Annotated in this window: 15 protein-coding genes and 2 pseudogenes; 2 read left to right on the top strand and 15 right to left on the bottom strand. The window is 54.8% G+C overall.

What is annotated here, in order from left to right; all coding sequences use genetic code 11:
• The 9 genes and pseudogenes from BLR85_RS30515 to BLR85_RS19110 form a co-directional block, all read right to left on the bottom strand.
• Positions 1-194: glycosyltransferase family 2 protein (locus BLR85_RS30515; protein ID WP_139188459.1), on the bottom strand; the 194-nt coding region annotated here is incomplete at its 3' end.
• A 514-nt stretch (positions 195-708) separates the two neighbouring features.
• Entirely contained in the window at positions 709-1,320 is a 612-nt protein-coding gene (locus BLR85_RS29940; protein ID WP_244520787.1) for a glycosyltransferase, read from the bottom strand.
• 45 nt (positions 1,321-1,365) lie between these two features.
• Positions 1,366-1,950, bottom strand: a pseudogene (locus BLR85_RS30520) (glycosyltransferase); the annotation flags it as partial.
• Positions 1,951-2,040: 90 nt separating this feature from the next.
• Positions 2,041-3,186 carry a glycosyltransferase family 4 protein gene (locus BLR85_RS19085; protein WP_170844642.1) on the bottom strand — a complete coding sequence of 382 codons (1,146 nt, stop codon included), beginning with the start codon at positions 3,184-3,186 and terminating at the stop codon, positions 2,041-2,043.
• A gap of 48 nt (positions 3,187-3,234) precedes the next feature.
• Positions 3,235-5,070 carry an ABC transporter ATP-binding protein gene (locus BLR85_RS19090; RefSeq protein ID WP_093160754.1) on the bottom strand — a complete coding sequence of 612 codons (1,836 nt, stop codon included), beginning with the start codon at positions 5,068-5,070 and terminating at the stop codon, positions 3,235-3,237.
• Positions 5,071-5,216: 146 nt separating this feature from the next.
• Positions 5,217-6,032, bottom strand: coding sequence for a class I SAM-dependent methyltransferase (locus tag BLR85_RS19095; RefSeq protein ID WP_170844643.1), 816 nt, complete (start codon positions 6,030-6,032; stop codon positions 5,217-5,219).
• 535 nt (positions 6,033-6,567) lie between these two features.
• Positions 6,568-6,969 carry a type II toxin-antitoxin system tRNA(fMet)-specific endonuclease VapC gene (gene vapC / locus BLR85_RS19100; RefSeq protein ID WP_093160764.1) on the bottom strand — a complete coding sequence of 134 codons (402 nt, stop codon included), beginning with the start codon at positions 6,967-6,969 and terminating at the stop codon, positions 6,568-6,570.
• The gene (gene vapB, locus BLR85_RS19105; protein WP_093160770.1) at positions 6,969-7,199 is read right to left on the bottom strand and encodes a type II toxin-antitoxin system VapB family antitoxin; all 231 of its coding nucleotides are present in this window, start codon (positions 7,197-7,199) and stop codon (positions 6,969-6,971) included. The genes vapC and vapB overlap by 1 nt, the downstream gene beginning before the upstream one ends.
• A gap of 147 nt (positions 7,200-7,346) precedes the next feature.
• Entirely contained in the window at positions 7,347-7,715 is a 369-nt protein-coding gene (locus tag BLR85_RS19110; RefSeq protein WP_093160775.1) for a MarR family EPS-associated transcriptional regulator, read from the bottom strand.
• A gap of 338 nt (positions 7,716-8,053) precedes the next feature.
• Between BLR85_RS19110 and nusG the strand changes: the two genes are divergently transcribed.
• Positions 8,054-8,566, top strand: a complete 513-nt coding sequence (gene nusG / locus BLR85_RS19115; protein WP_093160778.1) for a transcription termination/antitermination protein NusG — start codon at positions 8,054-8,056, stop codon at positions 8,564-8,566.
• A 209-nt stretch (positions 8,567-8,775) separates the two neighbouring features.
• A pseudogene (locus BLR85_RS19120) lies at positions 8,776-9,219 on the top strand (transposase); the annotation flags it as partial.
• A 237-nt stretch (positions 9,220-9,456) separates the two neighbouring features.
• On the opposite strand, the gene BLR85_RS19125 reads toward BLR85_RS19120, so the two are convergent.
• From BLR85_RS19125 to BLR85_RS19145, 6 genes are all read right to left on the bottom strand, one after another.
• Entirely contained in the window at positions 9,457-11,358 is a 1,902-nt protein-coding gene (locus BLR85_RS19125) for an asparagine synthetase B family protein (protein ID WP_093160783.1), read from the bottom strand.
• 6 nt (positions 11,359-11,364) lie between these two features.
• Positions 11,365-12,291: a sugar-transfer associated ATP-grasp domain-containing protein gene (locus BLR85_RS19130; protein WP_170844644.1), complete on the bottom strand. Its 927-nt coding sequence runs from the start codon at positions 12,289-12,291 to the stop codon at positions 11,365-11,367.
• Positions 12,292-12,533: 242 nt separating this feature from the next.
• Entirely contained in the window at positions 12,534-13,004 is a 471-nt protein-coding gene (locus BLR85_RS19135) for a lasso peptide biosynthesis B2 protein (protein WP_139188461.1), read from the bottom strand.
• 82 nt (positions 13,005-13,086) lie between these two features.
• Entirely contained in the window at positions 13,087-13,365 is a 279-nt protein-coding gene (locus tag BLR85_RS19140) for a PqqD family peptide modification chaperone (protein ID WP_170844645.1), read from the bottom strand.
• Between the two features lie 103 nt (positions 13,366-13,468).
• A complete protein-coding gene (locus BLR85_RS29230; protein WP_170844646.1) occupies positions 13,469-13,624 on the bottom strand; it encodes a hypothetical protein in 156 nt (51 codons plus the stop codon).
• A 360-nt stretch (positions 13,625-13,984) separates the two neighbouring features.
• Positions 13,985-14,899, bottom strand: coding sequence for an HPr kinase/phosphorylase (locus tag BLR85_RS19145; RefSeq protein WP_139188462.1), 915 nt, complete (start codon positions 14,897-14,899; stop codon positions 13,985-13,987).
• Positions 14,900-14,904 lie beyond the last annotated feature (5 nt).

The raw sequence follows: 14,904 nt of genomic DNA on the forward strand, positions 1-14,904 counted from the left end.
CCTCGATTGGGGCCTGTGAGCCAAGTCACCCGACCATCGAAACGTTTGATCTCGTCCAGACTGCCATCGGTCGAACCGTCATCGATTACGATAACTTCGCAGCAATGGGTCTGTTTCAAGGCGCTTTCAATCGTGGCGCCGACATAGGATTGTTTATTGTAGCAAGGGACGATGATTGAGACACTGTTTTGCATTTCTTTGCTCGATTTTGGTATCTTTCAGTCGACCCATCCGGGGTTGCGGAGAAACTCGCTTGAGTAAAGCGGGCCGTACCTCGCCGTCCGGAATTCGTTTATCACTGGCCTCATGGCCGGTTGCGCGGCGGCTAAGGTTGCTCCGGAAAACTCCCCATCATAACAGCAACCGACGTCCCAAAAGAGACAGACCACAGAGTGGGCTCGTGGTTAGGAACTGATCTCAGAATTTGGTGAGGTCCAATTACGGCACTCCGTGTTGCCAACGCGCTGCTTACTCTCCCCAATTCGGTCCGCTTTCCCAAACTAATCGTCGACAATCCCCGCGAGAACCTCAGCGGTCGAATCTGAGGAGCCATCATCGATGGCAATGTTTCGTATTTAGCCACCGTGTGCAGGATTGAGGTAATGAATGGCTCGGACGATATACTGTGTTGCACTATGACAAGGTATGATCACACATGCAGGCGCGGCTTTCTGCTTACGGCACTTCAAGCCTTCTGACCTCGTCCGCCTATCCGGGTTCGGAATTCGGCACTACGGGCGGGTGCGGCTGGGAGTTCGACGAACCATCATTGCTTGCTCTGAGCCCCATGATTGCACGCAGTCGTTCAGCTACAATTATTTGGCTGAAATACTTCTGTGCGCGCACTCGGCCAACAAGCCCCATTGACTCGGCTTCGTCCGGTGTGCTGAGCAAGCGAGAAATTGCGGCTGTCATTCCGACCTCGTCATGCTCGTCGACTAGCAATCCAGTCTTCCCCTCTAGCACCGCCTCTGGAATGCCGCTATGCCGTGTGCTCACCACAGGGATACCGGAAGCCATCGCCTCGAGAATTGCAACAGGCAACCCCTCGGTGTCGCCATCCTTTGCAACCACTGAATGCTGAATGAAAAGAGATGCGCATTCCAGCAGCGCGCGCACCTTATCATGTGGCTGGGCTCCGTGTAACGTCACCATGGATTCCCAACACTCAGACGCGACTAGGTCTCGCGCCTCATCGAGGAGCGGACCTTCTCCGACCATGTGCAGATGAGCGTTAGGATGGTTGCGCGCGGCTTCGACAAATGCGCTTATCGTAAGGAGCGGCGCCTTTTTTTCAACCAGCCTGCCTACCGCCACCACCTGCCCAGCCTTCCGACGCGTGAGAGGGAAAACTTCCGGCGCAATGCCGCAAGGCGATACGTGAAGCTTGTTTCGTGGGCAGCCCAGTGCCGCCAAACGATCGGCTATGTAGCGTGAAGGAGCGATTATGCCGTCAGCGCTGGCGAAAACTCGACGGTAGTGCCTTCGCCAGGTGCGATGTCGCGGTAGTACTGTAGCATCATAACCGTGGAAATGAACGAAGAGCCGTACACCTGCGCGAGCCGAAAAGAGCTCCGATCGGCAGCCCGAAGGCCCGAACTCCGCGAGACAATGTGTTACACCGTTCCGCTGCAAAAAGGCCCGTGCACGCCGTTCGTTGGCTCCACCTATACGTTGGTCAAACGTCACGCGCCAACGGTAGCGCAAAGCGTTCCAAATTCGCTCTACTGATGTCAAGGGAGTTGGATATGAGTCTAGGTCGCTCAAAACAGGGAGTTGGAATCTTTCGGCCCCGCTCCCATCTTCACATAGTAGAACAGTACATTTTGGCATTATAGTTTCAACGTGAGCGTGAATAAAGGTTTCCGAAGGCTGATTGAAAGAAGGAGCCATAATTGCGAGCATTGGCGGGGCTTTCATCGGAAAATAACCACGGCTAGTTCTTGCCATGCTTTCTTATACAACCAGAGCTTCCGACAAAACCACATTGCAAGATCGATTCGAACGGATCCCTCTCGGTCATTTGCGCAGGTACTCAGGCTAGAGGACGCCATGATCTTCAAATGCCTGTTCTAGAAGGCGTGATTGAGTGAATGGATGATACTGGTTGGCAAATTCCCGACAGGCTAGCTGGAGAGCCAAATGCTCAGTAGGACTCATCGCGCATGCGCGTTCAATAACTGTAGCTAGGCCATCAGGGATACTGGGATCGTAAAGCAAAGCATGATTTTCTGGCGGCACAGCCTCCTTCAATCCACCACGGTCTACACCGACAATTGGCTTTCCCATTGTCATTGCAAGCGCCGCAAACCCTGATGTAAGCACTCGTTGATAATTGAGTACCGCAAAATCGGTGTCGGCAAAAATGGAAGAGACGTCCTCGTCTTTGACGATTCCGTACCGCAGGTCAACAGTGCGATTGTTCGGAATATGAGCTTCAAGGTCGGGGCTCCTACCCTTCAGGTATTCACCAGCAACAACGAGTTTGTCAAATGTGGCATCGATCTTCGCGTGCCCAAGAGCATCGAGGAACTGCTCAATTCCTTTAAAGGGACGGATCGTCCCAAAAGAAAGAAACCTTCGGCGATCAGGTGGGGGCTCGCTGACTGGTGCGTCGCCGTATGCGCCGATATAGCTTGGGTGCGGGATCACTACGATACGTTCAGGCGTAATTTTCATAACATTTGTAGCGTACTGTGCTCCAGCCGAACTGAAAGTGTGAACAACATGAGCCGAATTAGCCAAAAATGAACGAATTTCGCGAATGCTTTTAGAATGAAAATCCTCATAATGGCTCTCTGCATCGTGAAGGGTCCACGCCAGATGACCGCCGCTTGAAATATAGTCGTCAAGCATCTCAATGAACTCAGCGCTCGCTTCTCCCTCCGTTCGCTTTGGTTCGAAGCGGGCACGACGCCAAAACTGATCTTCGAACTGTATGTGCAGTGCGTCAACGTGCCCGAGATTCGCGAGTCGGATCCCTCGCCTTAAACTAGGAAGCGCAACTACTTCCGCCCGCATGTTCGAATATAGCAGCGGCAGGAATGGGTTCTTGAGCGGATACGGAAAGACACCAATTCGCTTGCGTTGTCGCGGTAGTATCGCAGGCCAAAAACGAGCGCGAAGCGCCTTCGCACAAGCCATGTGCTCGCGGGCGATATCCACTGCGGGGCGCATTTTTTCCATCGATGTGTTCCGGGTCATTATATCAAATGGCGATCCGAAAACCCCGGATCACGTGCTAACAGTGTTATGGGGGCGGGCTTTAACGATTTTTCGAAAGATATCGCATCGATCCATTAGATCGTCCCAATGCCCGACATCGGCAACCGATCCGTTTTCCATGACTACTATTCTGTCGCACCGCTTCACCGTATCCAGTCGATGGGCAATTACCAAAACGGTCTTGTTACCTGGGAGCGCGTCGATTGAGGCCATAACTTCGCTTTCCGTGACATTGTCAAGCGCGCTTGTGGCCTCGTCGAAAACGATCAAGTCCGCATCCCGATAAAGTGCGCGGGCGATTCCAATGCGCTGTCGTTGGCCACCGGAAAGCCGAACACCACGTTCGCCAACGATAGTTTGGTAAGCCAAGGGCAAATTTGTACGTACAAATGTGTCGAGTTGCGCATCTCTCGCCGCTACTTTGACTCGGAATAAATCAATCTGACTCGGCAAAAGGCCCAAGGCGATGTTTTCTGCAATCGTTGTATCGGTCAAGAACACATCTTGTGGGACGTAACCAACGCTTTGCTGCCACTTGCGTACACATTCATCTGTGACTACGGTTCCGTCAACTTTTAGTGAGCCACTGCCCGGTCGGAGTAGCCCAAGGATAACGTCCGCCAACGTCGTTTTCCCCGCACCTGTACTTCCAACCACACCGATCCTTTCACCGGCCGCAATCGTTAGATTTACGTCCTTGAGTCCGGCTACTTCCGCATCAGGGTAACCGTATGATACTGCGTCGACATGTAGATTTTTTTGCAGAGCAATCCTATGGGGGGCCTGATCCGCCAAATGTCCCTCCGGTACACTTTGCATCAAATCGGCGTAGACTGAATTGACAGCGGCTTCACCATATTTAATTGTGTTCAATCCTCGATAGGCCCTATATAGCTCGGGCATCATCCTCTGCCCGGCAAAAGCAAAGACGCCCAACAAAGGGAGTGTTCGGGCGACTGCATCACCGGAGGCCAGGCTCTCCGGTGATGTCAGAGCTATGCTTAGGGCTAACATACCACCAAAAATAGATGTCTGCACAACAAATTGGGGTATTTCAAGCCATAATTTGGATTTTGTCGCCGACTTTTTTGTGTGAAGAGAGGCTTCGGAAAATCGGGAGACATAACTATGCTCGCGACCAAGTAGCTTAATTTCTTTGATCCCCCCAAACACTTCACTGGCGACGTGAAAACGTTTAGCGTTTTCTTCGACAAATGACTTTCCCAGTCGACTCATTTTACGACGGCTGAGATAAAACGTGACACTGTAGAGGGTGCCAAGAATCAGAAACGACGCCAGTGCGACTGTCGGATCGATCCAAAACAACAGTAAAACAATTGCGAAAACTGTGCATGATGAAGCAATCAATTCAGATGCGGGTTGAAAGAATTGGTCAACCACCTGTTGGGCCTCGGCCAGAATCCGAGTACTCAAAGATCCACTGTGGTGTTGCAAAAAGAACTCGTATGGTTGATGCATGTAGGTCGCCAGTAGGCGGCAGCTGATAACGTGTGCACGCATCGTCGTGAAGCGCACCAATGCCCATGTACGCAATGCCTGTAACAAATTGGAGATCAAGATAACGGCGATTGAGCCCACCGCTAGAGCGACTAAGAAGTTATAGTCTGACGAAAATCCACCAACGGTAAACAGCCAAGAAAGAGCAGGCGTGCTATGAATTAAATCAGGTGCCGCGAGCACGCTAAGGAACGGCGCAACTGAGCCGACCATTAATGCGGCGAAGAGGGCGGAAAGAATCACAATTGAAAGAACAACACCAGCGACTCGTCTTTCATGGTCGCTCAACAAACGCCAAGCTTTTATCCAGACAGTGGGCTCTTTCATGATTTTCTCCGGATTGAGCGCGTGCAAAACTTAGCTAGCTACGACTAGCGAAATTGTGAATATGGGTGGGTTCTCTGGAGCGTCGACATCTTCGCATAATTGACACGACCATCCAGCAGTTCAATTTCACCCAATTGGTCACTAAGTTACTGCCTGAGCAGAAGGTCTCTCAAGGCAAGAGCTACATCTGGGTGGTATTGCTTTAGGTACCACCAAAAACGATACTTTAATTTCCACTCTGGCAAAGGCAATTGTTGATATATGTCTACGTTCGTTTTTCCATGCTTATAACTGCCGGTCATGAAGAGTTTTAGAATTCTGCTTTCCAGAAGTGCGTCTTGGTAAAAGGATACTTGCTCTTTATGGCAGAAATAGGCCTTGTTGAATCCAATGGCAAACATCACTGAATCTCCTTTAATGAAGGAATCTGTTCTGAAAATGGCGGCGGCTACATCCGGCCACTCTGGCCTGAATGCATCGTCAACGCAAATAACTCCAGGATCAGATTGCACTGCCAACGCAAGATTAATGTCATGAGAAACTGTTTCGAAGTTATGTCCTCCATCAACATGAAAGAACCTGGACTTCCCTACTTTTGAAACAATGTCCGCCGGCAACACGTCCGTAGAGGGCCTTTGATCAATTGTAATGGAGCTTGTATCAATGCCTGCTTCTTCAATGTTCTTTAGGAAACGTTCTTTGTTTCCAGTTCCTGAAGAGTCAATATTGTAGTGTTGATCTTCAAAAATATCGATTACATAGCTATTCTTACTATTGTTCGAAAGCGCCAGCGGAATGAAGGATTTTCCATGATGTGTTCCAATTTCAACAACTGAGCCCTCAATGCCGTTGGTCATTTGGGTGTCTAGAATTGCACCAAAAATCTCCGCATCACATCGCGAGAACCAACCTTTTACACGATTTCTTCCACTTTTAATGTATTTATGTAGATCTGGTTTCATGTCACAAATTCCAATAGATGCAAGTTCGTTAAGAGTCATCCCGTGGAGCAAACGCTTAGACTTCCAGTCGGATTTGCTTCAGCGGAAGGAATCATTTCTTTTTTACCTCCACGAATAGGACACTGGGCCGGATCGAAGGTCCATATTCGGGAGAGTGTGAATTTGCAATTTGACGCCGGAGTGCATTGCGTCTTCTATCACCGCTACCACATCGTCCGGTCTAGGAAATAAGGTTACAAGGTGCTGATCGGCTCGCTGCGCCTGCGGATTCGCGTTACCTGGGGTGTCGGATTTGAGATCGGGGCTACTTTATCAAGAGCTAAGTGCGCCATTACAGAAGACATCGCTCTTCAGTACCTCGAAAAGCCCATTGCTGATCCGGCCGTCGCCAGCCGGTAATCGTTCAATTGGCGGGATGGTATGGAAACTCTAATGATTACGGCTTTGATCACTCACGCTCTGTACGTTGTCAAAGTTTAATCTGCAAACGCCCGATAACGCAAAGTGTGATTACCAAAATGAAAACGTCTCGGCGTCACCTTGCCCAGTTCACGAGACGCAGCCCGCTGACGCGGATAAACTCGCTTTCATTGTTCGTGACGAGGCACAAGCCTTTGGAGCGCGCATGACCCGCAATCATGACATCGAAGGGTCCAATCGGATTTCCAGCCGCAGCAAGCTCGGCGCGGATGTGCCCGGCATGTTCAGCCGCTCTGAGGTCGAAGTCCAGGACATCGATGCGCCCAAGCAGACCCTCGATGACGTCAAGATTGCGGCGAACGGCTTGTGACTTGTGCGCACCATAGAGAAGTTCCATGGCCGTGACGCTTGATGCGCAGATCTCGCCGTCATGCGCCTCGAACTGCTGCCGAACCATCTCAGGCTTGTTCTTAATGGTGTATATTAGAATATTTGTATCCAACATGTACCGCAGCATCAGATCGCTGCGCGCTCTTGGTCTGCCGGCTGCTCACGATCCATCATGAAATCGCCGCTCACACCCTCACCATCGAACCATTCCGCCCAGCTTTGATCAGAGGGCGTGATGACCCAGCTTCGGCCGCGGCGCTGAATATCCACACTCGTGACGCCGTCAGGCAAGCGGACAGACTTCGGGAAACGGACGGCTTGCGTCTTATTTGTCATAAACACCGATCCACGTTCCATGTCACATTTTCCACTTCTGATTCCGCGCCACGCAGGTGCTTGTACATACATGTAGTATATACTTTCGCTGACGTCAACCTGTCGCGCCCTGCCAGGCGCCGTTTCCGTCAATTGGCCCTTTGGGGTCCAAACGCCCGATAACGCAAACTACCGCTCCCCAGTCCGGACCGGCGTGCCGTCCTCGCCGTCCTCCGCCTGAAGCGCCGCGATCTCCGCCTTCAGCGCCTCGAATTCCGCCAGCTTCCGTGCCAGGAAGCGCCGCGTGATTACTGCCTTCTCCGCGATCCCCTTCGGCGTCAGGATGTAGGCGTAGCGCCGCTTGTCCTCGGCGGCGGTGAAGTTACCCAGCTTCACCCAACCCTTCTCGACCAGCGCGTTCAGCACGTAGTGCATGCCTCCAACCGAAACCCCGACGGCGTCTGCCAATTCCCTTTGCGACATCTCTGGGTTGTCATGGAGCAGCCGAAGAACGCGGAAATGGGTGTCTTCCTGCAACTTGCTACGCTTTCCGGGCATCGCAGATCTCAGAAATCTCGCAGGCTACCGCACAAGGCCTGCCCACGGGGCGCCTTGGGTTTGGAACGCAATCTTTGGGACATATCCAGCATCGTTCAGTTTCGAGCGGTAGCATGGTGCTGCACGCGCATGCAAGCCGGAAACCACCCGCCAACCGAGGCGTTTTCGACAGTTTTGGCAACACGCTCTCGTCCACAGATGCTACCAACGACGACATTGAAAGGTTCAGGATTGAGGCGACGTCACGCTGTTATGGCCAGGTCGGCTCATTCGCCATTCCAGCTTGCCTTCGTTCGAAATTGAGCGATAAAACATCCTTGGAATGGAAGAGGTGCAGGATGACAACCCATCGTCCGAGTTTGAGCTGGTTCCTCGCACAGCTAAAGCCGAATTGCGCCGCGATTGCCGACAGGAACCTGCAACGGCAGGGCTTCCAGACGTTCCTGCCATTGACTGAAGAGACCCGCCCGCGAAACGGCAGGTTCGCCACCACCACGCGGCCGCTTTTCCCGGGCTATATTTTCGTCGCCTTCGATCCCGCGCTCGGTCCCTGGCGCAAGGTGAATGCGACCCAAGGCGTCACGAGGCTGGTCAGCTTCGGCAAGGCGCCGGCACCCGTGCCACACGACCTTGTCTTGCACTTGAAGCAACGCTGCGACACCGACGGCCGGCTTTTGCCCCCCAAACTCCCAAAGCCCGGAGATCAGGTCACGCTTGCCACCGGCCCCTTCGCCAACTTCGTGGCGCAGGTCGAGAAACTCGCGCCCGACCAGCGTGTCTGGGTTCTGATGGATATCATGGGGGGGCAGACGCGCGTGGCTGTCAGCGCGGAGCAGCTGAGGGCTTCGTGACCGGCTTCTGGCCAAGTGGGGGCACGGGTTTCCCATAACCCTTTGCGTTCGAACGAAACGCCGGGACGCGTGGGCGGCTCGCAACTCGTTAGTGTCCGAGGACGTGGTGTAATTTCATCGGCGGTGCCGGTGTAATCCTGGGTGGCCATCGAGGTGTATGGTCGAGGTGGAGTTTCGACGCTTCAACCACGAACCACACGGAGACCCCGATGACCAAGACCAACATGGACCTTTCTGAGCTTCTGGCAAAGCAAGACGGAGGCGACTTCCTGCGCTCTGTTGCCGAGGCCGTTCTGCAGCTGATCATGGAGGCCGATGTCGAGGGGCTGATCGGTGCGGGCAAGCACGAGCGGGCCGATCAACGGACGACGTGGCGAAACGGGTATCGAGAGCGCGCTCTCGATACCCGTTTGGGCACGCTCAATCTCAAGGTTTCGAAGTTGCGGCAGGGCAGCTACTTCCCCGGCTTTCTGGAACCACGCAAGACCTCGGAGAAGGCTCTGGTGGCCGTGATCCAGGAAGCGTGGATCGGCGGTGTCTCGACCCGCCGCGTCGATGAGTTGGCGCAGGCGATGGGGCTGTCGGGCATCTCGAAGAGCACCGTGTCCAAGCTGTGCAAAGACATTGATGAACGCGTGAACGAGTTCCTGAAGCCGTTTGCCCTTCAACTTGCGACACGTCGTCGTCTTGGGAACCTCGTGAACCGCAGCAATGCGTCCCGAACCGATATCGATCGGGAAGAATGTGAATACCGAAAAGGTCACCGTAGAGCTGTTTCACATCAATTTAGGGCGTGTTCGCTCTCTCGACATCTCAGGCCGTCGGCCAGGACGAACCGGTCGGCTCCGATGTCCATACGCCCGCGAGCAGGTGCATCTGCATTCGAGCAATCAACTATCCAGGCGCATCTTTAGAAAGCGCAGGAAAATCAATGGTTCATCGGCAAAGACAAGCTCCATCGACGGGCTTGATCCACCCGACGCCTCCGCGTTGAATGCCGCTTTCACCTCATCAACATCGGGTACTTGCCGCAGGGTCTGTTCGACAGCGTCAAAATCAACAACCCTTGTCAGGCGGGGATCTCGTCGCATCTGCTGTAGTTCTCCGAGGTAGTCGTCCCTTTGTTCGGCCAGGCGCAACAGGTTACATGGAAATGGCGTCTGTTTCTGGCGCAGGGTGCGGACGCTTTCCGGAACCAGGTCCCTGATCGCCTCTCGAAAGATGGCCCGCCCAAGACCGTCTTTCCTTAAAAACCCCGCAGGCAACCGAATGGCGTACTCCAAAAGATGCCGGTCAAGCATCGGGAATGTATATTGGATGCCCCGCGCGGCCCCTTGCATCGCCCAATTTTCAAGGCGGTAGGCGACGAACCCGTCATTGAACCGATTTAATCGGTTCTTACGGGTGTTTGCTCCCGGGCGCGTCGCGCGCTTTGTGGTTTTTCGGAACGCGGGTTGGAGCATTTTGATGAGTTTTTCATCGACCGTTTCTGGCACATCTTTCTTCCCGGCAACCCGTCTCAGGGTGTTCCACAGCCTGGGCGGCACAAGCGTTTCTGCGACCTCGTTTGCCAGGATGCTTGTCTTTCTGGCGCCCGTTCGCTCGGACCTGGCGTGGATCTCCTGCAAAAGCTGTCGCCACCGGCCGCGCAGGAAAAGCTCTCCATAGGCTCCCTGACCGGCAAATGACACGACCTCGTCACCGCCCCAACCGGAGAGAATGACGTCGACGGTGTCGCGTTCGGCTGCATCCAGGATCCTTTCCTCCGCGCCGAAATACACCGCCATGCGATCCCGTAACGCACCGATGTGATCCGCAAAATCTTCGGGAGGCGCGATCTTCGTGTTGTAGATGTTGGGCTCACCCTGAACAGTGGCGTCGCTGTAGGGTCTCTCATCGAGAAGATGAACATCGGGTCGCGTTCGCGAGACGAAAGAATAAGTGTGGAGCGGCCTTCCATCCTGTTGCAAGGCGCGGGCTGCCAATACCGAAATGGCCGTAGAATCCAACCCGCCGCTCAGATGCGCTCCGATTACCTCCCGTTTCGGGAGCCGACGAAGCACGGCTTCAGACAAATACCTCTTCAAGGTTTGGGCACATTCTTCGAATGACGCGCTTTCGGGAATGGGGTCTTTACATTTCAGCTCCCAGTATCTGCGCATTGTCACGTCTCCGGACGCGGTCACATGCATGGCGTGCGCGGCCGGCAGACGCTTGAGGCCCTTCACCAGCGTGCCTTCGACGTCGGACGCATCGTAGACGAAATTCGCCACGGCCGTGCCGAGGTCGAATTCCTCCGAGATCAATCGACTGTGCAGAATGAGGGTTGAATGTGACGCCCATAAAAGGAATTTTCCGGCTTCGTGAACGTAAAACAAGGGGCGTACGCCGACGTGATCACGGATCAGTGACAAGCGCTGGGATTTCTCATTCCAAATCGCGTAGGCAAAGTCCCCGTCGATCGGCCTTGCGGCGTCATCCCCGTAGCGTGCATGAAGACGGCACAAGAGACGCTCGCGTTCCTCCGGTGAAAGATCTTTCGGGCTGTCTGCCCCGGGCGCAGTGTAAAGCCGTGCATCCGCAACACAGTGGAGGCCCGCCTCTTGGGTCAGCTCGCGACGTAGACTGCGGCGCCCGAGCGTCAGACGTCCCATCCCGAGCGGGCCCTGGCAGTGAAGATCGAGCGACCGCTCAATATCTGGCGCGACAGGCAGACCATCGGCCATGCGGTTCAATACGCCGTCATCGACCGGTCTGCCATCTAAGTGTAAAATTCCGAAAATCAAATCCATGACGATCTAGATGTATTCTTCCACGATAGAGGCGAAAGGCGTGTCTGCAATCGGATGGTCAGGCACGGCCTGAAAATGAAAACACCCCCATCCTGCATTGGCCTCCAATAAAACCGGTCCCCCATCGCCAAAGGCTATATCCCATCCTAAAAAGATGAAGTGTGGCAGTTCGCTGTGGCCTTTCCGAACATAGTCCAACGCCTCTTGCCAATTCGGGAGCTGACTTCCCTCAAGCTGGCGGCTGGCGCAGGTTTCCGAGGCCTCATAGACGGGGCCAATCTGTCCGGAATGCAGTTCGATCATTGCAATGTGTCCGCCTTGTGTGATGTCTGATCCCTCGCGCGGCCAAACGGCCATTGCATCAATGATGTCCACGTCTCCATTCCGGCGCCGGCCGGTCACGATCCGCGCACATAGCGGAGACGGACCAATTATCGGCGCATGGCTCGGCCAGGCTTTGATCACCTCCTGTACCAGAGTTTCACTGTGTTGTCGGGCATGTTCCGCAATATGCTCAGCCATCGCGTCGGGTGTCAAAACCAGCGCTCCGCGCCGATAGCCTCCGTCTTTCCAGCGCCACCGCTCTGCGCCGATCCCCTGAGATCCGCAGGATGGTTTTAGCCAGAGGTTCGCTCGGGGCAGGCTGTTCTCTCCCACGGGATCTCCCTTTTTCCAAACGCCGAAACTCCGAGGCGAAGGGAGGTCAAGTCCGTCACAGAATTCGGAAAAGAATTGCTTGTTGGCCACCGGGCCGAGTTCGCCATCCCCGCCTACGACCGCGTTCAACCCGGCCAGGGCGGGTCCGTTCTCATGCCAATAAAGGTAATCGTCCAGGCGGGCTCGCCGCTCCGACCGCCAAAGCTGATGCAGGAAATATTCCAGCGGCGGCACATTGTACCGTATCGCGAGCCACCAGGCGTCGATGATCCTCACAGGGGATGCCCGCTCCCTTAGTCCGACAGAGGCAGCCGTGCTGGCGGCCCCCATCGGCCATAGGACACTCATCGCCAACATTGCAACCATCCGTCGCCAAAACGGGCGCCCGGAAAACAGGTTCCGTCGCGCCATGACACGCAGGCGATGCATGGCAGGGCGGCCGCGCGGGATCCGGCAGGGGTGAAATGGGAACCCCGATTGGCTGAACTGGGCCCACCGTGCCTGGAGCCGGCTTCCTGTCATCTGAATGCCGCAAGCGGCACGTAGTCAAACACATCCGGACCACCCACCACGATGGTCTCTCCGACTTCAAGCCATGCATGTGCATTGGCGCCACTAGGGTGTGACACCCGCTGAACCGGATCCCGATGGACACCGATGTAAACCGTCCCCGGCACAGCACGAAGACGCAGCATGATCCGGGCCGCGATGGCTTGCTCCATACAGAGGGCTTTGAATGGCACAACCGCGGCCGCTCTCTGAACGGCTGATCCCACGACCCGTGCCGTCTCTATTTGCGCGTGCGAGGCGTCAAACAGCGTGTCTGTGTCTTTTTGCGGAATTCCGCAGATGCGTGAATAAAACCGCATCGGAAGGCAGGTTAGAATCCGTGCAATGCTCAGGGCAACGGAGGCTTCCAGTAATCGCAGCTTCCGTGCCGTGGGCGCGCGTAGAAAGGAAGTTACCATCGCAAGCATTGAACCGGTCACTCGAGCTCGCCTGAATGCGTCATCTGCGGCCTGGTATCTTTATGCTTCAACGAACACCGGGAAGTCGGCGACGTGAGACTTCTCACCCGCAATCCTGCACCCTTTCAATGAGATCATGCGTCATCAGATCGTTCAAAAAACGCAGGGTCTCCGCCTCACACTCCATGCGGCCGACGTCATAGGTGCCGAGCAGCGCATCAACGATGGAAGAGACGCGAACCTCGCCGTCCATCTCTCGCCAAATCGCCAGGCCCGTTTCACTCACAGAGAAGTACCGCCCAGAATCAATCCGCATCATCAGAGTTTCAGCCCCGATATCGGCCTCCATCTGGCCCGCGCGTTTCGTTACGATGTCATCCAATGACAGGTGCATTAGAGCTATATTCCGACAACCTGTGAGGGAGGCTCACTGCAGAACGCGTCAATCGGGTCAACGCAGTCAGACTTTACTCCCGAAGCGAGGCTCAGGACAGGGAGGCATTGTGCTTGGAGTTACCACCCTCGTTCGTATTTGTCTTGGATGCAGCGGGGGTTGCCTTCGAGACATTGAGCACAGGGGTCTTCCACGCTTTTTTTGCAGCTTCAATGTTGATTTTAGCACTTTGATCCGTCTTCGCCATCTGGCCTGCTCCCCCCCACTGAACGACGTATGGTCAATTTCCAAAACCCTACAACAAAATGCGCTGAAGTAAATAGGTCGGATGTGCTCATCAGTGACCCAAGTTTTCAAAACCTGTCTGTTCCAAGCGAAACGATGCGAGCTGCCAGGCGGCGCGTAGATACAAAATCGGGCTCCCCCCCTCAAGCGCGACCCGTCCAACTCCGTGGCGTTGGGGCGGAGACCCAGGGCACCGGGATCGACAACGTGATATCTGGAAGGTGACTATCTTTTCAGAAGCGAAAGTCCTTTTCAGAAGCGAAAGTCGCCCCACCGAGCCAATATGTAGACGGGCTTCCCAAGCCTCGGCGTCCACAAGGTGTTACTTGTCTAGACACTGCACGTGGCGCAGCACCAGGTCCACGACCCGGTCGAGCTCGTCGAAATGGTGCTTCCGCACCACTCTGTATATCTCCGACTGCCGGAGAAGGGCGGTTGCGGCCTCAAAGTACAGCTCCTCGTCCTTCAAATGTTGAACAAGGAAGGGACGATAGGCATTTCTTCTGATGCAAATCGCGGCTTCCGCCAATGGGAGAGGCATGCTGCGTGGATCGCCCTTTGCGTCTTCAGTCGTCAACTCGAAAATCGCCCGGATAGGAAACCGGTCTCGTGGCAGAACGCCCCCATCGACGAAAAACTTGTCATATCTGCGATGGACCGCCCTCCCCTTTGCGTCCTGCAAGCCCAATGCCTTGATCGTGTCTTCCCATAATTTTAGCTTACGGCCGTCCGAGTGCGCGATCGCTCCGTCGTCCGAAACCTCGATAGCGCAAAGATCATCACACAAGAGCGTGAAACCTCGACGATGCAGCGACGCGGCCATGGTCGATTTGCCAGAACCCGATGGGCCGCAAAGCAGGACGGCGCCGCCCGCGATCTCCACGGCGCTCGCGTGCAAAGTGACAATCTTGCGCATATGAAGCGCGATCCCCAGCACGGAACCAACCAGGTAGGCCGCAATTTCGTCTGGGTTTTCGGATTTCGGCCAAACGGAAACCGTCCCCTCCGCCGAAATATCGAACACAGCAACATCGGGCTCCGTGAAATGGAAGTGGGTTCCGTCGCTTTGCCAGTATGGCCCCGTGCTGGTGGGATCGACGAGAGCCGTGGGTGCGCATTTCGCATGCACGAAGCGCAGTTGAGGCACTCCTGCGCCTTCGGTGTCCTCGACCAGGCCCGGCAAATCAAATTCGCTTTCGATCACCAGCCCGGCACTTCTGTAGGTCTTGACTTTCAAATTGA

It is taken from the genome of Aliiruegeria lutimaris (assembly GCF_900099935.1).
In the GTDB taxonomy this organism is placed as follows: domain Bacteria; phylum Pseudomonadota; class Alphaproteobacteria; order Rhodobacterales; family Rhodobacteraceae; genus Tropicimonas; species Tropicimonas lutimaris.